The 26,874-nt window shown below is 54.5% G+C and carries 19 protein-coding genes; 11 read left to right on the top strand and 8 right to left on the bottom strand.

The annotated features are described in order from the left end of the window. Window positions 1-203: 203 nt before the first annotated feature. Window positions 204-1,799, top strand: a complete 1,596-nt coding sequence (locus tag FOE74_RS02780) for a PQQ-dependent sugar dehydrogenase (RefSeq protein ID WP_192576581.1) — start codon at window positions 204-206, stop codon at window positions 1,797-1,799. A gap of 332 nt (window positions 1,800-2,131) precedes the next feature. Here the strand turns inward: FOE74_RS02780 and polX are convergent, their stop codons facing one another. Further along, complete coding sequence (polX, locus tag FOE74_RS02775; protein WP_149097065.1) at window positions 2,132-3,841, bottom strand: DNA polymerase/3'-5' exonuclease PolX; 1,710 nt, start codon at window positions 3,839-3,841, stop codon at window positions 2,132-2,134. A 380-nt stretch (window positions 3,842-4,221) separates the two neighbouring features. Here polX and FOE74_RS02770 point away from each other — a divergent pair, with 380 nt between their 5' ends. From FOE74_RS02770 to FOE74_RS02745, 6 genes are all read left to right on the top strand, one after another. Beyond that, complete coding sequence (locus FOE74_RS02770; RefSeq protein WP_225840602.1) at window positions 4,222-4,617, top strand: hypothetical protein; 396 nt, start codon at window positions 4,222-4,224, stop codon at window positions 4,615-4,617. Window positions 4,618-4,684: 67 nt separating this feature from the next. Next, window positions 4,685-5,095 (top strand): EVE domain-containing protein, encoded by a 411-nt coding sequence (locus FOE74_RS02765; protein WP_149097064.1) that lies wholly within the window; start codon window positions 4,685-4,687, stop codon window positions 5,093-5,095. 63 nt (window positions 5,096-5,158) lie between these two features. Next, window positions 5,159-6,712, top strand: a complete 1,554-nt coding sequence (locus tag FOE74_RS02760; protein ID WP_149097063.1) for a hypothetical protein — start codon at window positions 5,159-5,161, stop codon at window positions 6,710-6,712. A 482-nt stretch (window positions 6,713-7,194) separates the two neighbouring features. Further along, window positions 7,195-7,767 carry a bifunctional pyr operon transcriptional regulator/uracil phosphoribosyltransferase PyrR gene (gene pyrR, locus FOE74_RS02755; protein WP_149097062.1) on the top strand — a complete coding sequence of 191 codons (573 nt, stop codon included), beginning with the start codon at window positions 7,195-7,197 and terminating at the stop codon, window positions 7,765-7,767. Further along, window positions 7,754-8,677 (top strand): aspartate carbamoyltransferase catalytic subunit, encoded by a 924-nt coding sequence (locus FOE74_RS02750; RefSeq protein ID WP_149097061.1) that lies wholly within the window; start codon window positions 7,754-7,756, stop codon window positions 8,675-8,677. The genes pyrR and FOE74_RS02750 overlap by 14 nt, the downstream gene beginning before the upstream one ends. A 239-nt stretch (window positions 8,678-8,916) precedes the next feature. Further along, entirely contained in the window at window positions 8,917-9,330 is a 414-nt protein-coding gene (locus FOE74_RS02745; protein WP_149097060.1) for an STAS/SEC14 domain-containing protein, read from the top strand. Window positions 9,331-9,445: 115 nt separating this feature from the next. Here FOE74_RS02745 and FOE74_RS02740 read toward each other — a convergent pair whose 3' ends face one another. After that, entirely contained in the window at window positions 9,446-10,990 is a 1,545-nt protein-coding gene (locus tag FOE74_RS02740) for a TolC family protein (RefSeq protein WP_149097059.1), read from the bottom strand. A 104-nt stretch (window positions 10,991-11,094) separates the two neighbouring features. Beyond that, window positions 11,095-12,384: an aminopeptidase P N-terminal domain-containing protein gene (locus FOE74_RS02735; protein WP_149097058.1), complete on the bottom strand. Its 1,290-nt coding sequence runs from the start codon at window positions 12,382-12,384 to the stop codon at window positions 11,095-11,097. Between the two features lie 174 nt (window positions 12,385-12,558). Between FOE74_RS02735 and FOE74_RS02730 the strand changes: the two genes are divergently transcribed. Then, the gene (locus FOE74_RS02730; protein ID WP_192576580.1) at window positions 12,559-14,103 is read left to right on the top strand and encodes a S8 family serine peptidase; all 1,545 of its coding nucleotides are present in this window, start codon (window positions 12,559-12,561) and stop codon (window positions 14,101-14,103) included. Between the two features lie 344 nt (window positions 14,104-14,447). On the opposite strand, the gene FOE74_RS02725 is transcribed toward FOE74_RS02730, so the two are convergent. Together FOE74_RS02725 and FOE74_RS02720 are read right to left on the bottom strand one after the other, a co-directional pair. Next, entirely contained in the window at window positions 14,448-16,904 is a 2,457-nt protein-coding gene (locus FOE74_RS02725) for a M56 family metallopeptidase (RefSeq protein ID WP_149097056.1), read from the bottom strand. Next, window positions 16,897-17,274 carry a BlaI/MecI/CopY family transcriptional regulator gene (locus FOE74_RS02720; protein ID WP_149092354.1) on the bottom strand — a complete coding sequence of 126 codons (378 nt, stop codon included), beginning with the start codon at window positions 17,272-17,274 and terminating at the stop codon, window positions 16,897-16,899. The genes FOE74_RS02725 and FOE74_RS02720 overlap by 8 nt, the downstream gene beginning before the upstream one ends. 187 nt (window positions 17,275-17,461) lie before the next feature. On the opposite strand from FOE74_RS02720, the gene FOE74_RS02715 reads away from it, so the two are divergent. After that, window positions 17,462-18,589: a glycosyltransferase family 4 protein gene (locus FOE74_RS02715; protein WP_149097055.1), complete on the top strand. Its 1,128-nt coding sequence runs from the start codon at window positions 17,462-17,464 to the stop codon at window positions 18,587-18,589. A gap of 65 nt (window positions 18,590-18,654) precedes the next feature. Here FOE74_RS02715 and FOE74_RS02710 read toward each other — a convergent pair whose 3' ends face one another. Continuing rightward, window positions 18,655-19,887 (bottom strand): DUF2254 domain-containing protein, encoded by a 1,233-nt coding sequence (locus tag FOE74_RS02710; RefSeq protein ID WP_149097054.1) that lies wholly within the window; start codon window positions 19,885-19,887, stop codon window positions 18,655-18,657. Between the two features lie 174 nt (window positions 19,888-20,061). Here FOE74_RS02710 and FOE74_RS02705 point away from each other — a divergent pair, with 174 nt between their 5' ends. Further along, window positions 20,062-21,303, top strand: a complete 1,242-nt coding sequence (locus FOE74_RS02705) for a M16 family metallopeptidase (protein ID WP_225840601.1) — start codon at window positions 20,062-20,064, stop codon at window positions 21,301-21,303. A gap of 514 nt (window positions 21,304-21,817) precedes the next feature. After that, entirely contained in the window at window positions 21,818-22,621 is an 804-nt protein-coding gene (locus tag FOE74_RS02700; protein ID WP_149097052.1) for a M57 family metalloprotease, read from the top strand. Window positions 22,622-22,704: 83 nt separating this feature from the next. Here FOE74_RS02700 and FOE74_RS02695 read toward each other — a convergent pair whose 3' ends face one another. Together FOE74_RS02695 and FOE74_RS02690 are read right to left on the bottom strand one after the other, a co-directional pair. Next, window positions 22,705-25,230, bottom strand: coding sequence for a S8 family serine peptidase (locus FOE74_RS02695; protein WP_188686328.1), 2,526 nt, complete (start codon window positions 25,228-25,230; stop codon window positions 22,705-22,707). A 269-nt stretch (window positions 25,231-25,499) separates the two neighbouring features. Further along, complete coding sequence (locus tag FOE74_RS02690) at window positions 25,500-26,714, bottom strand: pyridoxal phosphate-dependent aminotransferase (protein ID WP_149097050.1); 1,215 nt, start codon at window positions 26,712-26,714, stop codon at window positions 25,500-25,502. Between the last annotated feature and the right edge of the window lie 160 nt (window positions 26,715-26,874).

Here is a 26,874-nt window from a genome sequence, read left to right as displayed (position 1 = left end):
AGTGCCAGCGCCCCAAGACTTGGTTCATGGGCTTCCGTATAGGGCCCGCTTTCTCAAAAACCTCCCAAAAACACCCTGCACAGATCCACCTGTTAGTGAGAACAGCGACTTTGGCCTGCTCCCGACCACATTTACCACAACCTAATGACCACCACGCTAGTTTAAAAGAAGCAGAGTACCAAGGTTTTCACTCTAATTCTACCATGATGCGTTCCTTCCTTTTCCTAGCCTTGCTCCTGGGTGGCACCCTCGGCCCTACCCTACTTTCTGCCCAGGATCTCACCGGTCCCAAGGGCGAGGTGTTCACGGTGCGGGTAGTGAAAGACAAACTTAGCGACCCCTGGGAAGTGACCTATGGGCCAGACAACTACCTCTGGATCACTGAGAGCAAAAGCTACAAGGTGAGCCGCCTGCACCCGGCCACTGGTGCCCAAAGCGTCTTGGTGGACCTTGCCTCTGCCCGCAAGTTTCCCCGTTATGACAAGATCCCAGACGCAGTAGATGGGGGCAAACCCTGGCCCCAAGGCGGCCTCATGGGCTTGGCCCTGCACCCGGGCCTCCTGAAGGGAAAACCGTATGTGTACTTGGCGTACACCTATGCGTTTGCGGGGGCAGGCAAATCCGGCGATGGCTGTGACCCCAACGGGGGCGGTTGCCATTATACTACGCGGGTGGTCCGCTATGACTATGACCCCAACCGGCAGCAACTGACCAACCCCTTGGTACTCTGCGACAGTATCCCGGGTAGCAACGACCATAACTCGGGCCGGTTGCTCATTGCCCCGGTAGGCGGCCAGCCCTACCTGTTTTACACCGTGGGCGACATGGGTGCCGGTCAGTTCAAGAACATTGGCCGGCCTAACCACGCGCAGCAGACCAACAGCTATGAAGGAAAAGTCCTGAGGTTCCACCTGGAACCTGACGCAGACAAAGACCAATATGACCGTTGGATTCCCAATGACAATCCCTTCGCCACAAATCAAAAGCAAAGTGCCGTCTGGAGCCTGGGCCACCGTAACGCGCAGGGTTTGGCCTACGCCGAGGTGGGCGGCACGGGCAGGATCTACGCCAGTGAGCACGGCCCCTTTTCTGATGACGAAATCAACTTTGTGGAACGGGGGAAAAACTACGGCCACCCACTCATCATTGGGTACCAGGACAACAATTACAACGGGCTGGCGGCGGGCGTGAGTGATCAGGCCCAGCAACCGGGCGCCTGGCATACCACCTACCCCACCATCAGAAACGAAAAGGAAAACGCGGCAGCCTTGGGGGCCCTCTACCGCGATCCTCTCTACAGCTTTAACCCCACCTCCAATGCGTTTCTCACCAAGATCCTTACCCAAATCAGGAGCGGGGAGAACAGTTCACCGGATTGGCCTTCTGAGGCACCCAGCAGCATTGGGGTCTACACCGCTTCGGGTATTCCGGGCTGGCAGAACTCCTTGCTGGTACCCACCCTTAAAACCGGTAAACTGTTCAGGCTTCCCCTCAACCCCGCAGGCACCGATGTGACCGGCGACACCCTGGTCTATTTCCGGTCAAAAGTGCGGTACCGGGACCTGGCCATTTCCCCTGACGGCAAAAAGCTGTACCTGGCCGTAGACAGCTCTTCTGTTACTTCCGGGCCTTCGGGCGAAGACCCCAAAGGCAGCCAGTACCGGGGTTCTATTCTGGAGTTTACCTACGTGAAAGGCGGAACCGCCTTGAAAAAGGCATCAGGTGGGACAACGGGGGGCAAAACCCCTGCAGGTTCAAAAGCAGCAGGTAAGGCCGGAGAAAAAAGAAGGGAAGAATAGGTGTTGCCGTTGTTTTAGGCTCTTATTTCCAAAATGGCAGCTAAAATAGGTCACTCGAAAGCGGGTTTCTGGCAACAATGGAGGTTCCTGGTAATAAGAAGGCTCTTTATACTCCAGAGAAGAGCCCTTCCCTCCTGGTGGTCATGCTGAAAGCATCTTGTGGAGATTGGGAATAGCGTTTACTACCACGCCTTTCTAGTTCGCCCACAAGATCCTTTCAGGATGACAGATGGAGGATAAATGGATGACCGATGGGGCGTATTATTTTTCCCCTATGAATTTCTGCCGGTCCATAAGCAGCTGGCAGTAATTATGGCCCTCTTGATAATTTCTTAAATACCCTTCGCTTTCTTCCGGTCCGCGAAATATGCAGCTACTTCCTCCCGGCTTTTGGCGTTGAAGGTCATCTCAGGGATTAATCCGCCTTTGCGGCCTACCAGTACGCCGTAGCGCATGTCATCATACCCGCGCATGCTGTGGGCGTCTGGGTTGATGCTGAGGAGCACGTTCTGGCTAAGAGCGTATTCTACCCAGCGCCAGTCCAGGTCCAGGCGCCAGGGGTTGGCGTTGATTTCTATGATCACCTGATTTTCGGCGCAGGCGTCAATCACGGCTTTGTGGTCAATGGGGTAACCCTCGCGGCGCAGGAGCAGGCGGCCAGTAGGGTGCCCTAAAATAGTAGTGTAGGGGTTCTGGATGGCGTTTACCAATCTATCTGTGGCCTTTATCACGTCCATTTTCAGGTTACTGTGGATGGAGGCGACAATGAAGTCAAAGGAGGCGAGCACGTCGTTGTCGTAGTCCAGGCTGCCATCAGCGAGAATATCTGACTCAATACCTTTGAAGATGCGGAACGGACCTAGCTCCTGGTTCAGGCGGTCAATCTCCTTTTGCTGCTCGCGCACCCTGAACTCTTGCAGGCCGTTGGCATAGAAAGCAGATTTGGAGTGGTCGCACATGCCCAGGTACTCAAAGCCCAGTTGCTTACAGTGCACGGCCATCTGCTCCAGGGTGTGGGCGCCGTCTGAGTACGTGCTGTGGTTGTGCAAAATGCCTTTCAAATCTTGGTCGGTGAGGAGCGAAGGCAGTTGGTTGGCTTTGGCCAGTTCCAGCACGCGGGCACTTTCCCGCAGTTCAGGGGCAATAAAGGGCAGTTGCAGGCGCCCGAAAATCTCTTCCTCAGAAGCGGCGGGTTCCCCGTAGGCCTCAGCCATGAGCGTATCGCCGGCCTCGTTCACCGGCTGGGTTAGCCAGGCAGGGTGCGCCGAGTACAGCAAAACCTGGTTCGCGAAGCGGCGCTCGGGCACCAGGCGTACCTCCAGCTTCAGGCTAGATTCAGAAAGCACTCCCCGCCACACAAACGGTCCGGAAACCATCTCCTGGGCAGAGATACCCGGAAGATCCTCAAATACCCCGGGCCAGGTGCTGTCGTTTTGCAGGCTGACCAGGTACTGGAGCGTGTCCACGGTCTCCAGGTTCCGGCGGAAGTCCCCCACCACCTCAGCGGCGGTGGTTTCAGGCCTGTTTTTCAGATACGAGAGCAAATCCAGGGCCAAGGGCTCGGCCTCGGCCCAAAGCAGCTTGCCTTTGCTGGCCTCAGAGTACTGCAGGGCCTGCAGAATGGTTTCCTGGGTTTTAGCCCCGAAGCCTTTCAGCTTGGACAGCTCATTGCGTTCGCAGGCTTCGCGCAGGCCTTCCGCCGTTTCTACGCCCAGTTCCTTCCAGATGGTGCGTATCTTTTTGGGACCGATGCCTTTGATGTTGAGCATCAGCACCACGCCTTCCGGGGTGGTTTCCAGAAGGCGGTTCAGGTCGGTGTGGGTGCCGGTCTGAATGGCTTCCATGATCTTGGCGGCCATGCCTTTGCCAATGCCGTCCAGCTTCTCTAGCTGGGCCTGGCTCATCTGATGGATGGGCGACTCCAGGCGCTCCAGCACCATGACGGCGTTGGTGTATGATTTTATCTTGAACGGGTTCTCGTCGTGCAGCTCCATCAAGGAAGCCGTGAGCCGGAACATACGGATGAGGTCTTTGTTTTCCACGGGTGCAGGTTGTGAAAGGGATTCAGACAAAGATAGGAACATACTGCGTATGTTAGTCCTGAGTTCTGAGTCTTGAGTTCTGAGTCTACAAGTAGTCCTGAGTTCTGAGTCTTGAATTCTGAGTTGAGGTGGTAAGGCAGGAAACGCCTAGGCAAAGCTGATTCAGGCCTGTTTTCTGAAAACGGCTTAAAAAAGACACGTCTCTGAAAGGCTAAAAGGGACAGGTACTCCTACTTATATTTCCCATCTCAGAACTCAGGACTCAAGACTCAGAACTCAGGACTATTCCCCCAGACTCAGGACTGACATAATGCCTTATTTTTTCTTTTGTATCTTAGCCCAATATTGCCAGGGCCGGTTAAGCAGGCAACTCCTACGTTATGAAACAATTTTTCTTGCTGAGCCTGTTGGTCCTCTTCCTGATGGCGGCCAAGTGCGGGGCCGGGCCCGATTTCCCGGCCTCTGTGTATGGGGTAACCTGGCTCAATTCCTATGAGGAAGACTCCGTAGGCGTGAAAACCTACCGGCCCAACACCTATGACTTCCCTCCTTCCAGGGGCAGGACCGGGTTCATGATCCAGGAAGAGGGCGGCTTTATCCGGTACGCCATCGCGCCTACTGATGGGCTGGAGGAACAACCCGGTAAATGGAAGGCCACCGGCAAAAACCGCCTCACCATCACCTATGACAACCCGCAGCACCAGCCCGAAGAACTGGAAATCATTTCTGTCTCAGCAGACATGATCAAAATCCGGCGCAAAGAACACAGACCATAAACCTTTTCCTTTTACCCGTGGCAAGAACTTGGCTCTGCGTGGCCGCCTCTTGTTAGCAGTGCACAATATGAACTACTGGCTCGTTAAAACTGAACCCGAAAAATACGCCTGGTCTGATCTCCAGCGCGACAAACAAACCACCTGGGACGGTGTCCGGAACTACCAGGCCCGCAACAACCTCCAGAAAATGCAGGTCAACGACCTGGTCCTGTACTACCACAGCGTCTCTGAGAAATCTATTGTGGGCGTGGCCAGAGTAAGCCGCGAAGCCTTCCAGGACCCTACCACTCAGGAAACCCAGTGGCAGGCAGTCACCCTGGTACCGGAGCAGGCCTTGGCCAAACCGGTCACTCTGGACCAGATCAAAAAAGAGGAGCGGCTCCAGAACATCGCGCTGCTGCGCCAGTCCCGCCTCTCGGTGATGCCCTTAACCCCGGAAGAGTTTGACATTCTCTTGGCCATGGGCCAAGGAGGGTAAGAAAAAACAGTGGCAGAACGTTAGGGTATTTAGTAAATTACCAGTAATTTCTTAAACCATCCTATGTTCCCATCGCTCAGAAGCACTTCTTGGCAGTACCTGCTGGTCCTACTTGGCTGGGGGTGGGTCTTGACGGCCCAGGCCCAACAGAAAAAAGAAAAAGACCGCGAGAAGCCGGCCCCGCCGGCCCAAACCTACCGCCTGGAACTGGAAAGCAATTCCTTTGAGGATGCGCATGAAGTGCACATTCTGCCAGACAGCGGGGTGCTCATCGTTTCTTCCAAACGCAACAGCTGGTTTGGCAAGAATGACTTTGTGCTCACCAAATACAGCAAAGAGCTGAAGCAGGTCTGGCAGTCAAAGCACGAGCACAAGTCTAACCATGACCTGCTGTTTGTGGCCGCTGAGCCTAAAACCGCCTACCTCCTGTTTTCTACCCTCAACAGCAAGAAACTGGTGCTTTACCAGGTAGACAACGCCACGGGGGCAGCCAAGGCCAGTGAACATACCTTGCCTTCCTCCTACATTACCCTGAAAGAGATGGCGGCCCTTGACGGACAGGTGTTTCTGAACGGGCTGGACCGCAGCAACCTCAACATGCTGCACCTAGACCCCAGACAGGAGGAGATAGACCTTCTGCCGGCGGTCTTCGGTATGGAAGAAGACTTAGGCGAATTCAGGGTAGATACCATTTCCCGCGCGGTGGAGTTTGTGGTGGCTGAGTCTAACGGGCTGCGCTCCAGGGTGCAAACCAAGCGCCTGAACCCCAAAGGGGAGGTCATTGGCACCTACTTCATTCAGCCTGAGATAGAATACCGCAATGAGAACACCCTGCAAGGCGCCCGCCTCACCCCCGGCGACACGCTGAGCAAAATCCTGCTGGGCACCTTTGGCTACCGTACCTCGGTTTTCTCCAAAGGCTTGTTCACCAGCAACCTGGCCGGCAACGTGAAGTACTATGACTTCAGCAAACTGAAGCATTTCTTTGAGTACCTCTCGGTGCGGGGCGAACGGCGCATGAAAGAGAAATTCGCGAAGCAGGAGGCCCGGGGCAAGCCTTTGGTGTTACGCTACCGCCTGCTCCTGCACCCGGTCATGCCGCATCCGCAGGGCTATGCCATAGTGGGCGAGATTTACTACCCGCAATACCGCAACAGCGGGCTCAACCCCTACTATGACATGACCGGCAGGTACCCAGATATTCGGCAAAACTCCCGCAGGCTCTTTGACGGCTACCGCTTCACCCACGCCATTGCCTGCGTGTTTGACAAGGAAGGCAATCTGCTGTGGGACAATTCCTATAAGCTCCAGAACGAGACCTACAATGAACTGGCCCCTACCGTAGAGGCCGGTGTCTCTCCGGAGGGCAACATCACCTTAGTCTACCCAGACGAGGAGAAGATCTGGTACAAGACGCTCAAACCCAATTCCACCATCTCCAATGAAGAGAAAGTGGAGGTGCGGCTAGCCGATGAATCTGAGAAACTGTATGCCAGCAATGAGGAGGGTATTGTTCACTGGTACGGGAGCAATTTCCTGGCCTTCGGCTTCCAGCGCATCAAACCAGCCCAGGGGGAAGCGCGCACCGTCTTTTACCTGCAGAACATGGCGTTCTAAGGCATTGCCTTCCCGTTTACCGGCTGTTTTTGGGCAAAAGGCTTTCTTTCTTCTTGGTTTAGGGCACATGGCTCTCTATTGCACCAAGGAAAGCCAGAGGTGAAAGTACTACGGAACTACGCCCCATAGCAGGTAATAATTCCAGCCACGGCGGCAACTGCTCTTTTGCGGGATGCCGAGTTTTCAGCCGTATGGAAAGCAGTAAAACCAACTTATAGCTTCAGCAAGATCACTTACCCCCTTCCCCCCTTCCTGCTTTTCCCCTCTTTTCAAAAAAAGCAGCCCAAACCCAGGGACTTGCTGCGTACGGCACCTGACTGTCAAAGCCAAAGCATCCCAGCTGCAGTTCTGGCAGACTGGGCATCCTGTTGGGGCGCCCTCCCGCCCCAGGAAGACAGATGCCTGCTGGTACTTCTGGAGAAAATTCAGGTTCCAGCGCGCAAGGCTGCCGGTAAGTCTTTATATTTGCCCAAAACCCGGTTATGCACAAACGCCTCATTGTTCCGCACGCTCTGTTTCAGATCATGATCCGGCGCCTGGCGCACCAGTTGATTGAGACCCACCGCGATTTTTCTGACTCCGTGATCCTGGGTTTGCAGCCCCGGGGTATCTTTGTGGCAGACCGGCTGCAACAGACCCTGCACGAGATTCTGGGCGTCACCGTCCAGACCGGTTACCTGGACATCACCTTCCACCGCGATGACTTCCGCCGCCGGTCTACGCCGCTGGCCCCCAATGCCACCAAGGTAGAATTCAGCCTGGAAGGCAAGCGCGTAATTCTGGTAGACGATGTGCTGTACACCGGCCGCTCCGTACGGGCCGCCCTGGACGCTATGATCTCCTATGGCCGCCCGGCCCAGGTAGAACTCCTGGTGCTCATTGACCGCCAGTACACCCGTGATTTACCCATTGAAGCTACTTATACCGGCCAACGCGTAGACTCGCTGCACTCGCAGCGGGTAGAGGTCACGTGGCAAGGCCCAGATTCACCAGAGGACGTCATTTGGCTCCTGACCCTTACCCCAGAACAAGAAGAACCCCATGCAACAGCTTAGCGCCCGGCACCTGCTGGGCATCAAAGAGATTACCCCGCAGGACATTCAGTTGATCTTTGAAACCGCTGACCAGTTTAAGGAGGTTCTGAACCGGCCCATCAAGAAAGTACCCTCGCTGCGCGATGTCACCATTGCCAACGTCTTCTTCGAGAATTCCACCCGCACCCGCCTCTCGTTTGAACTGGCAGAGAAACGCCTGTCGGCGGATGTGATCAACTTCTCGGCCTCGGGCAGCTCTGTGAAGAAGGGCGAGACCCTGCTGGACACGGTCAACAACATTCTGTCTATGAAAGTAGACATGATTGTGATGCGCCACAGCAGCCCCGGTGCGCCGCACTTCCTGTCCAAGAAAATCAAGGCCAACATTGTGAACGCCGGCGACGGCACCCATGAACACCCTACCCAGGCCCTGCTGGACTCCTTCTCTATCCGGCAGAAACTGGGTGAGGTAGCGGGCAAAAAAGTAGCCATCATCGGCGACATCACCCACTCGCGGGTGGCGCTCTCCAACATTTTCGCGTTGCAGATGCAGGGGGCAGAAGTGGCCGTTTGCGGGCCGCCCACGCTCCTGCCCAAGCACATTGGTGAACTGGGCGTGAAGATCTTCTGGAACGTACGCGAGGCCCTGCAATGGTGTGATGTAGCCAACGTGCTGCGTATTCAATTAGAACGCCAGCAAGGCAAGCTGTTTCCGTCTTTGCGGGAATATGCCCTTTATTTCGGGATCAATAAGAAAATGCTGGATGAACTGGACAAAGAGATTGTGCTCATGCACCCCGGCCCTATCAACCGCGGCGTGGAACTTACCTCAGATGCCGCTGACTCACACCATTCCATCATCCTGGACCAGGTAGAAAACGGGGTGGCTATTAGAATGGCAGTGTTGTACCTGTTGGCCAGCAAGGGATAAAGACCTACCCATATTTACAGTCTATTTTCTAGAAATAAGCCTATTGCCAGAAAAGCACCTGACCAAAGAAATGGGCAGGTGCTTTTCTGTTTGGCACTCCTTTTGGGTCTATTCTAAGTAAACGGGGCTAAAACTACCTATCTCGCTGGCGGAGGGTTCAAATGCGTTTCTTACACTATCTTATCAACCTCAGAATAGGTATATTTGCCCTTTAGAAGCGAAACAAGCTGTGCTGCACTATGACCAAAGAACTTGTTAACCCTTTTGGAAGAGTCTACCTCACCATCAAGGAAGATCCCCAACACCGGTTGATCTATGTGAACTGGATGGGGTATTTAACAGAGGAGAATATAAAAACGGGAGCCCGGGCCTATACGAACGCCTTGGCAGAGGCCGGGTTTCACTGCGTCTTGAATGACACCCGCCTGATCATCGGCTCCTGGGACCATTCCATGGATTGGGTAGTGAACGACTGGGCGCCTAATGCTGCCAAGGCCGGCCTCAAACGCATTGCCATGTTGGCCAACCCAGAAAGCTTGGGTGAATCCTCGGCCTCTACGTTTCTTTCTGAGGTGAAGGCCTTTGAAGCCAAATCCTTTGACAACCTTGACAGCGCCCGAAAGTGGCTGGCTGGCTACTACTTGCCTAAATAGTCCTCACATTTATAAAACGCCAGGGCCCGCTATTTCTGAATAGCGAGCCCTGGCGTTTTATGGGGTTTTGGTAAAAGTGCCCTTAAAATGAGAAGTGGCACTACCCTATGCCAGCTTAGAAAGGCATGGGCAAGAGCAACGGCTGGTTTGTTTCAAAGTCATACAAGGTCTGGAGCCTGATGTTGTAATAAGAATCCCAGAAATTGCGCAACGAACTCACATAACTGCGGCGGGCCGAATCACGCTCTGTAGAGGCCTGGTTCAGCTCCAGGATACCAATCTTGCCGCTCAGGTACCGGTCTTTGGCGCCCAGGAAACGGCGTTCGGCCAGGCCGTTGGCTTGCTGGGCTATTTTCATCTGCTCGCGCAGCATCTTAAAGCGCTTGATCTGCAGGTATACGTCTTGGTTGAAGTTGGCCTTCTGCTGCTCCAGGTTCCCTTTCACCAATTTCAGGTTAGCCCGGGCGGTACCCAACCTGGATTTGGTTCTGCCCCAGTCCATGATGGGTAAGCTGAAGCCTACCCGCACCCGCTGCTGTTCAGAAGGATCCTGGTAAGACTCCATCAACTCAGTGGACTGCTGCACCAGGCCGTACTGCAGAAACAAGGAGGCATTGAACCCCGTGTCGCCTTCGGCCCAATCCACGCTTCGTTCCGCCTCCAGTTCCTCCCGCTTGATGCCCACCATGCGGGACCGGTTCTCCAAGGCCTGCTTCAGGGCAAACTCTTCGTCTACCTCAAACTGCGGAATGGCGTCTGGGGTAGAGAGCCGGATGGGCCGGTCATCGGTGATACCTAAGTAAGATTTAAGGCGCAGGGTGCTGGTCTCAATGTCTAGCTTGGCCTGTTCCAGACTCTGTCTGGAGGTGAGTAGGCTCAGTTCCAACTGCAGCAACTCATTCACGCTGATCTTGGCGTTGAAAAAACGGTTTTGGGCGATCTTGAAGAGCGTATCATTGTTGGCCACGTTCTTGGAGGCAATATCAAAGCCTATCTGGCTCTGCAACTGCGTGAAGTAAAGATCCGTGGCCCTGATAGAAATCCGCTCCATTTCTTCCCAGAAATTCCGTTTGGCTTCCTCAAACCGCAGGGGTTCTATCCTGCGGTCCCATTTAAGGCCATTATGCCCAAATAGAGGCTGGTTTAACGTGATGACCGCTGGCGTTGAGGCATATGAATGGCCTAATGCGCCAGGCTTTGGTTTGAAATCATCAATCCGCTTGAGATTGGAATTGATGGAGACTACCCCGCCGGTAAGCCCAATGTTCTGGCTCAAGGCTAGCTCTGCGTAGGTAGTAGAGTTGTGCTGTGGCCTGAACTCAATACTACCAGATGGCTGCACCACCGGGTTAATACTGTTTACATAATCTGGCAGGGTAGCATTCAGCTTTAACTGCGGCAGGTAATTGCTTTTGTAGGTCTGGTACTGCCAAGTGCGGTTTTCCAACTGGGTAAGGGCCTGCTGGTAACTGGGCGACTGTTCCTTGGCCATTCTCACCACCTCACTCAGATCAAGCCGACGGGTGGCCGGATCTTCTGCCTCTACGCCCAGGGCAGGCACTTCTTGGGCCACCGCGCTGGGGGCTGTGAAAAAGCCGCCCAGCATCCAGACCCAGGCTAGGGTGTGCTTGGCGGCGGTTACGCGTACTAGTTTACTCACGTTCACTCTGATAATCTTGTTTTGGCCACAAGGCCTTGGTAAATGCACTCTTTTCCAGGCTGTTTTGGGGAAAGCAGCCCAGAATCACTAAAATTCCAACCGGGTTACCCGCGCATCTCGCGCTCAATGTCTTCCAGTTCCAGCGGGATATTCTTCATCAAGTCAACGGCGCCGTGGTGGGTGATCAGGAAGTCGTTCTCCAGCCTGATCCCCAGCCCTTCCTCGCGTATGTAGATGCCAGGTTCGCAGGTGAAGACCATGCCTTCCTCAAACGGCCGGTATTTGTCGCCCACGTCGTGCACGTCCAGGCCCAGGAAATGGGAGGTGCCGTGCGGGAAATATTTCTTGTACAGCGGCTGGGCGGGGTTCTGGTTGTTGACCTCTTCTTCGGTGAGCAGGTCCAGCTTGATGAGTTCGTTCTCCATCACCTTGCCTACAAACTTGTGGTACTGGTCTAGCGTGTTACCCGGCACCAGCATCTGCTTGGCGGTTTTCATCACGTGCAGCACCGCGTTGTATACATCGGCTTGCCGCGGGGTGAATGTTCCGTTCACCGGAATGGAGCGGGTAAGGTCGGCGGCGTAATTGGCGTACTCGGCCCCGAAGTCCATGAGCAGCACATCCCCGTCTTTGCACTCCCTGAAGTTGTCTACATAGTGCAGGATACAGGCATTGGCGCCCGAGGCGATGATGGAGCTGTAGGCCGGGCCTCTTGACCGGTTGCGCAGGAACTCATGGCAGATTTCGGCTTCGATCTCGAATTCCATCACGCCGGGTCTCACGAATTTGAGCAGGCGCCGGAAAGCCTTCTCTGTGATCTGGCAGGCGGTGCGCATGAGTTCCACCTCACGGGGGTGCTTGATGGAACGCAGGTAATGCAGGTGCTGGGTGCTGCGGCAATAGTTGTGCAGCGGGTATTTTTCCCTTATCTTCTTGATGAAACGGGCATCACGGGTTTCTACCTCAACCACGGCGCGCAGGTGCTCATTGGAGTTGAGGTACACGTTCTCCACGTAGGGCATGAGCGAGTTCAGGATAGAGTCAAACTCATGGGTCCAAAAAATAGTCTCTACCCCAGATACCTCACGTGCCTGTTCTTTCGTAAGTTTATAGCCTTCCCAGGTCAGGATGTGGTCATTGGTCTCGCGCACGAACAGGATCTCCTTCAGGCGCTCCTCGCGGGCATCTGGGAACAGGACCAACACGCTTTCCTCCTGGTCTATCCCGCTCAGCCACAGAAGGTCACTGTTCTGCCGGAAGGGCATGGTGCCGTCTGCGTTGGTGGGCATCACGTCATTGGAATGGAAGATGGCCAATGACTGCGGCTTGAGGTAAGAGATGAACCGCTGGCGATTGTGGAGGTAAAGTTCTTTCCCGATAGGCTCGTATTTCATGGCGGTACGTATGGTGGTTGGGTGGTACGCTCCTGGCGATAGGCGTTTTGGGCCGGCTTTTCGGCAAAGCCCCTCAAAACGATGTTTCCTGAAGCTTAAATGTATGACTTTCTATGGTAATTTTCAGGCAAAGCGCCTTCAATTAATCTTTTGCACGTGCGGATTGGTCATCTCTTGATTTTTTTCATAGCCGGGTTTCTGGCAGGTTTTCCTTCTTCTGAGTCAAAAGCGCAACAGCAACGGTATTGGGTGCACTTCAAAGACAAACCCGCCGCGGGCACCCGTCCCCTGGTCACAGAGGCCGCCCTGGCCAAACGCCGCCTGCAAGCGCTGCCCCTCTCCCAACCGTCAGACGCGCCCGTGCACCAAGCCTACCTGGACAGCCTGGCGGCGCGCGGCTTCCCTGTAACCTCGGTTTCAAAGTGGCTCAATGCAGCTGTGATTATGGCAACTTCGGCCCAGGCCGAAGTCTTGGGCCAAGCCCCGTATGTACAGGACCTGAAGCCTATCACCGGGTTCTTCTCTCCTTCGGCCACCGCTCCCTTCAACCCGCAGTACATGGGCAAAGCCCTGACCCAACTAAAGCCCGAGGCACTGCTGGCCGCCGGACTCACGGGCCGGGGCGTGAAAGTGGGAGTGATTGACGCGGGTTTCTATGAGGCCCCGCAGAAGGCCGGTTTACAGGCTATTTTTGAGGAAGGGCGCCTCAAAGCCTACCGTGACTTCGTGAACCCAACCCAAAGCCAGGTGTTCCACCAGCGCGAAAGCGGACTGGACTCGCACGGTACCGATGTGCTGCTGTGCCTGGGCGGCTCTGACCCGGCCCAGCGGGTGTTAAGCGGGTTCGCCCACCAAGCCGACTACTACCTGGCCCGCACCGACCACGGGGGCAAGGAAGCGCGCATTGAGGAAGAGTACTTTGTCAGGGCGTTGGAGTGGATGGATAGCCTGGGGGTTCGGCTGGTGAACTCGTCTTTGGGGTACGGCACCGGCTTTGACAACCCCGCTGAGAACTACCTCCCCGCGCAGATGGACGGCAGCAGTTTCATTGCCCGGGCCGTGCAGATGGCCGTGGAGCAGAAAGGAATGGTGCTGGTGATCGCCGCCGGTAATGACGGGGGCAACAAAAAGTGGCGGGTGGTTAACACCCCCGCAGATGCCCCGGGGGTACTCACCGTGGGCGCCACCAATTTCACCACCTGGACCAAGCAGGGCTACAGCAGCATAGGCCCCTCTTTTCTGCCTTACCTGAAACCAGACGTGGCCTGCTTCGCCTCCTCGGGCACTTCTTTTTCGGCACCCATCATTGCGGGACTGGCCGCCTGCCTGCTGGAAGAAAACCCCGCCCTCACCCCCCGGCAACTTACTGACATCATCAAGCAGAGCAGCCACCTCTACCCCTTCGGGAATAATTTTGTGGGATACGGCGTGCCCAATGCCGCCAAGGCGCTGGAACTGGTACAGGGCTTCTCCACCCCCTGGGCCGTGAAGGAAACCATTCAGGTCAAGGGCAAGCGGTTCGTGTACAAGCATACGCCTTCGTGGCTGATTGAAGACAACGGTGGGGTGGTACTGTACCGCAAGAAGTCTCCCCAATGGGTAATGGCCCAGCAGAAACGGCCTGCCAAGCAAAGGAAGATCATAGTCAAGCGGCGTACCGGCGAAACCCATACCACCCTGCAAGTGGGTTCCAAAGTGGTGGAACTGGTCTGGCACTGAGCCAATGTCTTTCTTAGGTCTTTCCCTGAAAACAGCCGGTATTCTTACCGTGATGGTACTGGCGGCAGATTTTGCCATACCTCAGTTTTTCCTCCCCCATTCCGCCTACTGGAGCCAAAAGGGTTTCCGGTGTTGTTTCCTGGCCGGATTTATGATTTTAGCTTAAAAACAGACCATTTCTAAGCTTTCGGCTCTTATTGATCCTTCCATATACTGACTGTATAAAAGCCCAAAACGGGCCATTGCTCCGCCTGCGATCATAGAGGCCTTTGCACCCGTTTTCATAAAAAAAGCCCAGAAACGGGTCTGGGCTTTGGGGGATGGAGAAACAGAAAAAAGGAACACTACTCTTTGGGTACAACAATCCGGTAAGGGGTGGTGACCTTCACCGCTACGGCTTTTCCGTTCTGAATCCCGGGCTCCCAGTTAGGCATGGCCGAAGTGGCACGGATGGCCTCCTGGTCAAGACTTGGAGACAAACCTTTTTCTACTTTTACGCGCGTCACGCGGCCTTCTTTGGTGATCACGCAGGAAACCACTATGCTTCCATTGGTGCCTTCGGCCTTGGCCTGGGCAGGTATTTTAAAATTTTCCGCTAAGAATTTAAACATGGCGGCTTGCCCACCAGGGAACTCTGGCATCTGCTGCACCGCTATATACACCTTCTCCTCATTTTGCGCATCTGGCTTGGCCACAACTGAGGTCTCCTCTTTCAGAGCAATCCGGTAAGGAACGGTGTATTTCACGTTTACGGGTTTCCCGTTTTGGGTGCCCGGTTTCCAAAGGGGCATGTTTTGCAGGGTCTTGATCAGTTCCTTATCCAAGCTGGGCGTCAGCTTCTTCATAACCTGCACGTCTGTCACTTTGCCTTGGGCATTCACAATGAAAGACGCCACCATGACTCCTTCCACCTTTGCGTCCCTGGCGTCTGCCGGAATGGAGAAGTTTTTCCCCAGGTATTGAAACATGGCGGCTTGCCCACCTGGGAACTCTGGCATTTGGTCCACGGCAATGAACACGCGGTCATCTTTAGGAGGAACTTCCGCTTCTTTCTCCTGCCCTTTTTTGGCGCTCTCCGCTTCTCCTTTTCCAGGAAGCTTGGTGAACGTCGCAAACTCCACCTTTACCTTTGAGGCAATTGGGGCTCCGTTTTCAAAGGCAGGCGCCCAGGTTGGCAGGTGAGTGGCTATCCGCATAAACTCCTTCTCCACGGCTTGGCGTACTTCCTGAGACTGGTAGGGCCGGGTATTTACCTCCAGTACCCGGGCTTGGGAAACCCGTCCATCAACCCCTACCAAAAGCTCCGCTTTGATATGGCGCAGAAACTTAACGGTACTGTCTGAGGAACCTTTGGCTTCTAGAACGGCTCTTGGGAGAACAAATTGGCTGTTCAGGTGCTGGTACAGAGCCTCTTCCCCACCTGGGAATTCAGCGGGTTTGCTTACGGTACTTGGTGTGGTCACAGCCTGGGAAGAGACAGTAGTCTTCTGCTGGCGGTTTGCCAGGTAAGAGGCGTAGTTGAGGAAATCTCCGCCCACCACCGATACTGAAATGGTTTCTTTGGAGGAAACCGCCTTGCCCTCTTTCTGGGCCGGGACCCACTTAGGCATCTGGCTCACTAGGGTGGTAAACTGCCGCTCTACCGCTTTCGCTACCGCTGGGTCCTGGGGCCGAACGTCCAGGGCCGTGGCCCGGCGGTACACAGGCGTTCCGTCTTCCCCTACTTCCAACTCCAGCGTGGCGGTTACTTTCACGAAGTCTTTGGGGCTCTTGCGTTTCTGGTAGGCTATCTCTGGCAGCACCAGATTGCTTTTCACGTACGTGTTCAGGGCCTCGCGACCTCCAGGAAACTGGGCTGGGCCATTCTGTACCAGGGCAATCTCCTTACCGCTGGTCTCCGTCTCCCGCAAGGGGGCCGGACGCATGGCGGCTACCGCCACCAACAACAACGCTAGAACAGGTACTGCCAGCAGCATACGGCTTAGCTTGGGGGACTCATGTAATCTTTTCATCATCTTGATTCTGGTTAGCGTGAGAGATTTATTGAGAAAAAAGTAACTACCCAAGGTAAAATCTGCGTTCCTGAACACCTGCTTCACCAGCAGGGAAGAATAGGAAGCGGCCCCAGCGGTTCTGGCTACGTGGGCATCGGCAATGAACTCATGGGTATGTTCCAGGGCCTTTTTATAGAGTACCAGCAAGGGGTTAAACCAGAACACGATACTGGCCATTGACACCAGCAGGACATCTAACGTATGCCGCTGGTCAAGGTGCACCTGCTCGTGCTGGAGAATGCGCTCGGTTTCTGAGGGGGTAAGGGTTTGGCTGTTGTCAAAGAAAACCCAGCGCCAGAAAGAGAAGGTAGGCAACTGACCATAGGTCAGAAAGACGGGGGCGCGGTTGGGTAGGTAAAAGGAGACGCCATGCTCCCGGGCAAACCGGCGAAGGCGGAGGGTCTGCCGCAGAAACCTACCGGTTAGGAATAGCACACCCAAACCGTAGATTCCGTACAAGAGGGGCCAGTAGTCCAGAGGTTCTTCCGGCGCCACCAGCACCTCAGTCGCCACCAAAGGCATCTCCACCAGCATCACCTCCGGGGCGGCGGTCTCCTGCTGCGGCCACAGATCCAGGCCTGGCAGGTTAGAGAGCGGCAACACGAAAGACAGCAGAAGAGCCGCTATCAGGTAGAACCGGTTAAACTGGAAACAGGTCTCTTTTTTCAATACCACCGCATAAAAGAGGTAGAGCAACACCAGGCCCGTGCCTGATTCCAGCAGGTACTGCAGCAGCGGCTCATTCATCTTCTTTCTTGTCTAGGTCCTCTTTCACGTGCTTGAGCATTTCCTCCAGTTCCTGCAGGTCCATGTTCTCTTCCTTCGCGAAAAAGGAGACCAGCCGCTTGAACGACCCGCCAAAGTAGCCGCTCACAAAGTTCTTGAGGTAGAAATGGCGGTAATCGTCACGGGCGATGAGCGGGTAATATTCGTGGGTCTTGCCATAGGCCTTGTAGCCCACAAACCCTTTCTTCTCCAGAATGCGCACAATGGTGGAAACGGTGTTGTAAGCGGGTTTGGGTTCGGGCAACTGGTCCAGGATGTCTTTCACGAAGCCCTGCCGCAGATTCCAGAGAATCTGCATGACCTGTTCTTCAGCTTTGGTTAACTCTTTCATTAGAAGGGGGTAAAGGTGATGGAACGAATATATAACTAAATACTTAGTTTACGAACTAAAGGTTTAGTTTTATAAAATAAAGTTCTTCCCCCTCCCCCTTATAACACGCGCTTACTTAGCTAGGCAAGCGGCAATTAAAGGCGGAAAGTGGCAGAAAAAAGGAATTTCCTCTACCTTGCACTGCTTTATGAAAATAGGATACGACGCGAAACGGGCCTTCACCAATACCTCCGGCCTGGGCAACTACAGCCGCTTTATCATCTCTGGTATGATGACGCATTACCCTCAGGAGGAGTATGCCTTGTTCACGCCGCGCCGGAACGACCTGTTCAAAGATTTTTTCCCGCCGGTGGCTAAGACCCAGGTAGTGCAGCCAGACGGCCTGGGCAAGCGCTTTTCTTCCCTGTGGCGCACCTTCGGGTTGCGGGCCGCCTTGCCCAAACACGGGGTGCAGGTGTACCATGGCCTCAGCAATGAGCTACCGTACGGCATTGACCGCACCCGCACCAAATTGGTGGTCACCATCCATGACTTGATCTTCCTGCGGTTCCCGGAGCTTTACCCCACCATTGACCGCTACATCTACCGCAAAAAATTCAAAGACGCCTGCGATGCCGCGCACCAGATCATTGCCATCAGCCAGCAGACGGCCCAGGATCTGGAGGAGTTCTTCGGCGTGGGCCAGGAGAAAGTAAAAGTGGTGTACCAGGACTGCGATCCTGTTTTCCAGCTGATTCCGGAGAAAGAGACCCCAAACGCCATCCGGGAAAAATATGCGCTGCCAGAGCAGTTCATTCTGTGCGTGGGTACGCTGGAAAGGCGCAAAAACCAACTGCACCTGCTAAAGGCCTGGCACGCGGCGGGGGCGCAGGTACCACTGGCCTTCATCGGCCGCAAGACGGAATACTTTAAGGAGATGCAGGCCTATATTTCTGAGCATGGCTTAGAGAAAAAGGTCTTGTTCCTGCCCTACATCCCGTTCCAGGAGCTACCTGTGATCTACCAGTTGGCCACGCTGTTTGTGTATCCGTCTATTTTTGAGGGCTTCGGGATCCCGATTGTGGAGGCGCTGAACAGTAGGGTGCCCGTGATCACCTCTACCGGTTCCTGCTTCTCTGAAGCGGGCGGACCGGGCACCCGCTATGTCTCCCCCACAGATGTGGAGGCGCTGACCCATACCATGGAGGAGGTGCTGGGGAGCACCGACCTTCAGAAGGAGATGGTGCGCCAAGGCCTGGACCATGCCAAGATCTTCCGGCCTGAGGTGACTCTTCCTGCCTTGCACCAGGTATATGAGCAAGTATTGGCGGGGTAATTCCAGGAGGTGTCGCAGGAGCACCGTTGGCTTGGAAGCAATAAGGCTGCCCACCTTTCAGGCTTCTATTCTTCCCCGTGGGCCTTTACCTGACTCAGAAGCGCATTCATCACCCCTTTGTCTTCAATTGAGGTTGCCCGATGCAGCAGTTGTTCCAATATCATCTCCATGCCTTTCCGCAGTATTCTGTCTTCTTTGCCATAGTCCCAGATGGGAAGCAGGAAGCTTTTGAAAAGGTCCTGAAAGGAGGTCTCTTTCGTGACTACCCGCAGTATGTTTTCCTTATCATAGAAAAATTGACAGGGGAAATGCGTGAGGGGAACAGCCAGCAGGTCCACCAGCACGTGCATACCCAAGACAGCGGTGCCTGGATCATTTATGCCGGGGCTTAGGGCCCTAAGCGTTACTTCCACCAATTGCCTGCAGCCATACAGCGGGTTCCTTTCTATGGGTTCACCCGGATAAAAATCTACCAGCAGCTGGATTTGCCTGTACTCTTTCTCTGTGATGGGGTCTGGCGAGAGAACCTTCCCAAAGGGGCATCCTTCCAGGATGAACGCTCCTACCGGGTACAGGAAAACAAAAGTCCAGTTCTTCTTGGCACAGTATTCTATCAGCTGTTCCTGGTCAAACCCCTGAAAATGGCCTGAGTGCAGCATCACCACCTCCTTTGCTTCCCCTAAGGGGGGCAGAACCTGGGTTTGGGGTTGGGTTAACGCGAAATACTTCACCAGTTTCCGCCGGGTCTGGGAATGGATCCGTTGGATGATGACCTCATATTTCACGGATTGGGTCACATAATGCAGAAAAAATATAAACAGGAAAATATCTACCACGGTGAGCAGGATGAGCAGATACACACTAAGGGCGGGCACATAGATGCCAGAGTCAATGTCGCGGATGGTACTCAGCAGAAACAGGCCATACACAATGGTGCCTATATAAAACCCCAGGATCCACTGCTGGAACCGGTTCCCAATCATGCTATCCAACACCCGGTTGCTCATGCTGGAGGCGGCCTGGTTGAGCAGGATCATCACCATGGAAAAGCTGAACACCGTCAAAGACAGAATACCGGCGACAATGGTGGAGGTAATGGTGCGGGCTGTGCTGGCGTCTTTTAGGGTCATGAAATCCCACTGGCTTTTAAAGGCTTTCCCGTAAGAGGAGAAGTCAAGGGTAATCATGAGGTAAGACACCAACAGAAAAACAAGCGAAATGACCGCCGGATAAAAAGCAATACTGTGGATGACCAGTTTGTAATACTTGCGGGCATACTGCAGCAATCTCTTTCTCATTTCTTAGTATACGAAGGCTTCCGGAGGGGTTAGGGCCAGAAACCATAATCAGTAAAGGCTACCTTCAAATTTTATCCTTTTCACATCTTTCCTCCGTACCTTTGCAGGCTACGCGCGCCGCTCTGGAAGGGCGGCGCCCAGAAAAACGTTTTCCCTGTAAAGGCCCTATACATCTTGACGAAATTACCTGATTACCATATCCATACCCTAGCCAACGGCATCAGAGTCCTGCACAAACAAGTGCCCCACACCAAAATCGCGCACTGCGGTTTCATGATGGACATTGGCTCCCGCGATGAGCTGCCCCATGAGCAGGGCCTGGCCCACTTCTGGGAACACATGGCCTTCAAAGGCACCCAGAAACGGAAGTCGTTCCACATCCTGAACCGGTTGGAGAGCGTGGGCGGCGAACTCAATGCCTACACCACCAAAGAGAAGATCAGCTTCTACGCCTCGGTTTTGGAAAATCACTTTGAAAAGGCCTTTGACCTGCTCACCGATATCACCTTCCATTCCACCTTCCCCACCCGGGAAATAGAGAAAGAGCGCGGCGTGATCCTGGAAGAGATGGCCATGTACCTGGACACGCCGGAAGATGCCATCATTGATGAATTTGACGCCGTGGTGTTCAAGAACCACCCCCTGGGCAACAACATCCTGGGCACCCGCGAGAGCGTAGGCGGCTTTACCCGCGAAGATTTCCAGGCCTTCATTGACCGCAACCTCAGCACCGACAAACTGGTGTTCTGCTCGGTGAGCAACTGGCCCCTGTCACGCGTGGTCAAGCTAGCTGAGAAATACCTGGGGCACCTGCAGAGCAAGAACCAGCCCCGGGAGCGCCTCCTCTTCAAGACATATGAGCCCCAGACCCTGGTGATGGAGAAAGCCATTCAGCAGGCGCACTGCGTGATTGGCTGCCCCGCCTACGCCCTCACAGACCCGCGCCGGCTTACGTTCTTCATGCTGGTGAACATTCTGGGCGGGCCCGGCATGAACTCGCGGCTGAACCTGGCGGTGCGCGAGAAACACGGGCTGGTCTACACCATTGACGCCAACTATGCCACCTACGTAGATACGGGGCTGTTTGGCATCTACTTCGGCACGGAGAAGAAGCAACTGAAGCGTACGGTGGGCCTGGTGCTGAAAGAACTGAAACTGCTGCGTGAGAAACCCATGGGTTCTGTGCAGCTCCACTCGGCCAAAGAACAGCTCATGGGCCAACTGGCCATGGCCGAAGAGAGCAACATGGGCTTCATGATGATGATGGGCAAAAGCATTCTGGACCTGGGCACGGTAGAAAGCCTGAACGACATCTTTGGGCAGATCAAGCACGTGACCGCCCATGACCTGCTGGAAATGGCCAATGACACGCTCCGCGAAGAGAACCTGAGTTTCCTGCAGTACGTGCCCAACTAACCTACATGCATTAACAAAAGCAATCCATTTGTTTTTAGGCTGGTTTTCTGAAAACTGCCCGGAAAGGCTGCCCAAGGGCAGCCTTTTTTATTTGCCCGCCCTACTGGTTGGTCGTAGGCACCTTGCCTGACCAGGCTAAAACAGGGTAATGCTTTTCCTCCTGGACGGCTCCTTCACAAGATGAAACTCCGTTCACCTTTTACCAGCTATAAGGCACCTGCTCCCTTGGCCTTTAAGGCGGCCCCTATTTCCAGGTCCTTTTTACAGAATTAACCAAAATAACGCGAATTAAAAAAGCACAACACCTTTCTTCGACCCCTCTTTTATTCAGTGTTTATCACCAACAATTCAAACACACTCCTACATTATATTTCTATAACACAAAACCTTTTCCATAAGCCTTGTCTGGCCACTTTTTAAAATTTTTTATTTGAATTAACAGAGAATTGCGGCTTGCTAATTTTATTTTAAATGAATAACATAGCCTCATATTTAACTAACCCCAATAAGCAGTATGAAAAAAAATTACCGCATTAAGATGTTGATTTGTGCCCTATTGTTAGGAAGCACAGCCTGTTCCTTGAACGAAGAGGAAGTAGTAGAGAAAGCCGCTATCTCTAAAGAGAAATTGCAGCAGATTTATGACATGGGCTTCGGCACCTCAGATGTAAAAGTGGTAGAAGGTGGTTACCTGGTAGAAGGTGACATTCTTTTAACCGATGAACAACTGAACAGCCAGCAAGACGCCAAGTTTCTGCGGGTGAGTGAAACAGAGCAGTACCGCACCACCAACCTGGTAAGCGTAGGCACCGGCCGAACCATCAAGGTGGCGATCTCTACCAGTTTACCTACCGCCTATGTCACCGCCCTGGATGAAGCCATTCGCCGTTACAACGCAGAAAACCTGCTCATCAAGTTCCAGAGGGTTTCTTCCAGCTATAACATCCTGCTGACCAAATCGCCTTCAGATGCCCCTTATCTGGCCTCGGCGGGCTTCCCCTCTGGCGGTAACCCGTACAACCAGGTGCTGGTGAACTCTACGTATCTGGGCTCCAGCCCGGGCACAAACTACCTGGCCACCATTTTGGCGCACGAGATTGGGCACTGCATTGGTTTCCGCCACACAGACTACATGGACCGGAGCTACAGCTGCGGCGGGGCCTACACCAATGAAGGAGCCAGCACCGTAGGGGCCATCCATATCCCCGGCACCCCTACCACTGCAGATGCCACTTCCTGGATGCTGGCCTGCGTAGGCACCGGTCAAAACCGTCCGTTTAATTCCAATGACCGCACGGCTCTTAATTACCTTTATTAAGGCTTAATTACTTCTTTTTTACCAGCACAAATAGCCGCTATTTTCATAGCAGCTATTTGTGCTTTATTTTTATTAAAACGTGATTATAACACCACCACTCTCACCATTTTAATTTGCTCATTTAATGAAGTGATTTTCAAGACATAGACCCCCGCTTTAAGACCATTGGTAGTAATCTTCTTAACAGCCCCATCCTGCTTTGTCTCCTTCACCAATCTACCTAAATGGTCTACAAATTGGATCTGGGCCAATGCATCATCTGCTACCACCACCTGTAGCTCCCCTCCTGCTACTACCGGATTCGGGAAAACCTGGATAAACTCTTTCGGGGTGTAGAAGACGGTTTCTGTGGCACTGTAAAACACCTGCTGGTTCGTGGTCACCACCTTTACCCGGTATTGGTTAGGGCCCGGGGTGGCGTTCAGGTCAAACCAGGAGATCTGGGTATTGGCAGGTTTGCTGAGTTCCTGCACCGTCTGGAAAACGCCTTGGCTCAGCCGCTCCAGAAAAACACCCGCCAAGCCATAGACGGTGCTGAGTTCCAGATGCAGCCGCACAGAGTCGGTCACCGTGTTACGGGCTACAAAGTTCTTGATATAGCAGTCTACCCCCTGCTGCTGGTAATCTAGGGTGAAGCTTTTGATGCCTGGGGAAGCCCCAATGACGGGGGCTACGGCGAAGTGCACGCCCGGGTGCCGCTCTTTAGGAAAGAGGTAGACCGTGTCTTGCACCGGGGGCAACGGCTCCAGGAACTGGGCGCCCAACTGGTACACCTGGTAGGTGGCTACTCCTTTTGCCTTAGGCCAGAACAGCATCACCTCTCCCTCGCATTGGTAACCCACTTCCAGCGGCAGCACCGGACTTACCTGGAAAATCCCTGAAGACAAAACCTCTCCCCCAGAGGCTGTTATCCGCACCTGCGCCAGGCCCGCGGAATCCGGCGCCCGCCAGTCCAGGGACTGCTGGTGGAAAGGCACCTTCTCCTGAATTACCTGCCACGCCTTCCCCGCCCACCTGAATTCGATTTTCGCCGTCTGGCTCCCTGCCAGTGGAGCTAGCCAGCGCAGCCGGTTTACCTGACCGGCCTTGAGCTGGCTGCCGGAGCTGGGATACACCCACTCCAGTTTTTCCTCTACCCCATACACAAGGCTGAAAGCCTGCAACGGGGAACGTAGACGATGGCCTTTCACCTTCACGTGGTATAAGCCAACCGCGGGCAAGTCTAAGGTTACCTGTTCCACGTTGTTACGGCGGTCTGTTTGGCGCCGGGCAGGTAACCGGAGAGAGTCTGGGTGCGGGTAGGCACTTAATCCCCAGGGCAGCCATTGCTGACCAGTGGCTTGATGATGCAGGGTAAGGTCCAGATCGTTCACCAAGGAAGACGCGGCGGCGGGGTCTCCAGCCAGATCGTGCCACACCAGGGTTACTTTCAGTCGGGCCGCAGAGGCTGGCACCGTGATGGGAAACACCTGCTCCTCGCCCTGGGCTACCGAACCCAGGTGGTACCGCTGGGCCTGCACGGTGCGTACGGCCGCCAGGGCATCTATACTCCCAAAGCCAGCCTCATAGTCTACGCCGGGCCTTCCTTTTTCCTTGGCGCTATTGATAAGGGCGGCCTTCACCAAGGCGGCCGGCGGAAGTACCCCGTTCTGCTGTTCCTGGTACACCTGCTGCAACAGCGCCGCCACGCCAGACACCACCGCTGAGGCCTCTGAGGAACCAGACTCGCCAAAGGCCACTACCTCGGGCTTGATTCTACCGTCAAAGGTGGGCCCCTTGGAGCTCAGGGCGCTTACTTGGCCCGAGGTGTCTATGGCGCCCACGGCGAGCGTATTCTTGGAGGTTTTAAACTGTCCCGTAAGGTTGGCAAACTTCGGCACGCCGGCATACGGCCCCTGGGCAGGGGTTTGAACCCCGGCATTGCCCGAGGAAAAGACGTGCAGCAGTTCCGGCAAGGCCAGGGTTTGCGCATCATACGCCTGGCTTTCTAGCCCGTAGTAGTTCTCCACCCCCACCCCATAGGAATGGTTCTGCACAGATACCTGGTGGCTTTTAAGCCAACTGGTCTCATCTGGCAACAGCCGCGAGAAGTCTGAGGAGAGTACATGACTTTGCCAGGCGGCTCCCTTGCCCCCGGGGGAAGTATTGCCGCCCCCGGCTACCAGGGTTGCCATGCTGGTGGCATGAGGCGTAGGTGCCCCGGCCGCCGGGGCCGTTGGAATCACCCGGCCCTTGAAATCCAGGTCAGTGGCATCAAAGGGCTTTTCCTTCACAGAGACCACCAGGCCTTTCCCCGTGATCTGAGGAAACCCTACGTGCACCGCTTCTACCCGGTTCACCGTTAAATCTGCGTTCTGAAGATAAGCTTCTTCCTGCGGCACCCGATGGGCAACATCTATGAACGTAACAAAGGAGCACTGGGTCAATACCGAGAAGTCTGGCGGCGAGAGGTGGTTTAAGAGCAAGACAGCGGGCAACGGAGTTACCGCTGACCTTACATGGGGCAAAGCAGCGTGCAGCCACGTCAGGAATTGCTTCTGGTCGGTTACCTGGACCCGTACCTGAAGCCGCTTCGCTTTGGTGTGAGGCCCGGCGAGGGCAGGTGCCATAGCGGCTTTCCGCAAAGGAACAAACCTCTGCTGCCCCGCCGCTGGAAATACCAGAGAGAGAAGCATTGCCCCGCCAAGAACCCATCGTAAAATAATACCAGTAGAAGTCTTCCCCATCCGTTACCTTTTCACCTGCATAAAAAGATAATGTACCGGGTATTCTTCTTGAAAGCAACTGTTTTCCCGCTAATATTTTAAAACCAGCGCCAAAACAGGCAAGCATCCACCTTTAGATGTTCCAATTTAAGGACAAGAAAAAACCTTCTTCCTTAGCTGCGGCCGTCGTAATCTTGCAGGAAGACCGCCAGCTTGTCTAAGGTAAGAGAAAGCTCTTCCACGGTGGGCAGGTACACCACCCTGAAATGGTCTGGCTGTTTCCAATTGAAGCCGGTTCCCTGTACCAGGAGCACGTGCTGGTCAATGAGGAAATCCAGCACCAGCTTCTCGTCTGACTGGATGTTGAATTTTTTGGTGTCTATTTTGGGAAACATGTAAAAAGCGCCCGCCGGCTTCACGCAGGAAATACCCGGGATAGCCGTCAGTTTCTCGTAGCATATTTCCCGCTGCTTGTGCAGGCGGCCCGTGGGCAACACCAGGTCAGTGATATTCTGATAGCCCCCCAGTGCGGTCTGGATGGCGAACTGCGAGGGCACGTTGCTGCACAGGCGCATGCTGGCCAGAGCGTTGAGGCCCTCCAGGTAAGAGGTGGCAATGGCCTTGTTGCCTGAGGCCACCATCCAGCCGGCCCGGAAACCGGCGGCCAGGTAGTTCTTGGAAAGGCCACTGAAGGTAAGACACAGCACATCTTCCGCGAACGAGGCAGTAGAGAAATGCGCCACCCCGTCATACAGGATCTTATCATAGATCTCATCTGAGAACACGATCAGTTTGTGCCGCTCGGCCAGTTGCACCAGCTGCTGCAACACCTCTGCGGGGTACACGGCGCCGGTGGGGTTGTTGGGATTGATGATGACCAGGCCTTTGGTGCGGGAGGTGATCTTGCTTTCCATGTCCGCCAGGTCTGGGTACCAGTCAGAGGCTTCATCACAGAGGTAGTGAACGGCCTTGCCGCCAGACAGGTTCACGGCGGCCGTCCAGAGCGGGTAATCCGGGGCCGGGATCAGGATCTCATCGTCATTGTTGAGGAGCGCCTGCATGCTCAGCATGATGAGTTCGCTTACCCCGTTGCCAATAATGATGTCGTCTTCGTGCACGTGCTGGAGGCCTTTGCTCTGGCTGTAGTGCATGATGGCCTTGCGGGCGGCGAAGAGGCCTTTTGAATCTGTGTACCCTTGCCCATTGCGCAGGTTCACCATCACGTCATGCACAATCTCATCTGGGGCCTCAAACCCGAAGGGGGCGGGATTGCCAATGTTGAGGCGGGTGATCCGGGAACCTTGCTTCTCCAGATCCATGGCTTTTTCAAAAATGGGGCCTCTAATCTCGTAGAACACATGGTCTAAGCGGGTACTCTTCTGTATCATGATGCTGAGGATGAAGCGCTAAAGATAGTGATCTGCCGCGGCCGCCAAAATTTGTTTCCCGGTTGTTTTCCCAAAAACTCCCTTCCACCTCCCCGGCCAGAAAAAAACAGGCATAGAAAAAGCCACTCCTGCCGGAATGGCTTCTCTGTTGGCAAGGCTC

It is taken from the genome of Rufibacter glacialis, from assembly GCF_008271745.1.
In the GTDB taxonomy this organism is placed as follows: Bacteria; Bacteroidota; Bacteroidia; order Cytophagales; family Hymenobacteraceae; genus Nibribacter; species Nibribacter glacialis.
This window is presented reverse-complemented; position numbering and strand designations above follow the sequence as displayed.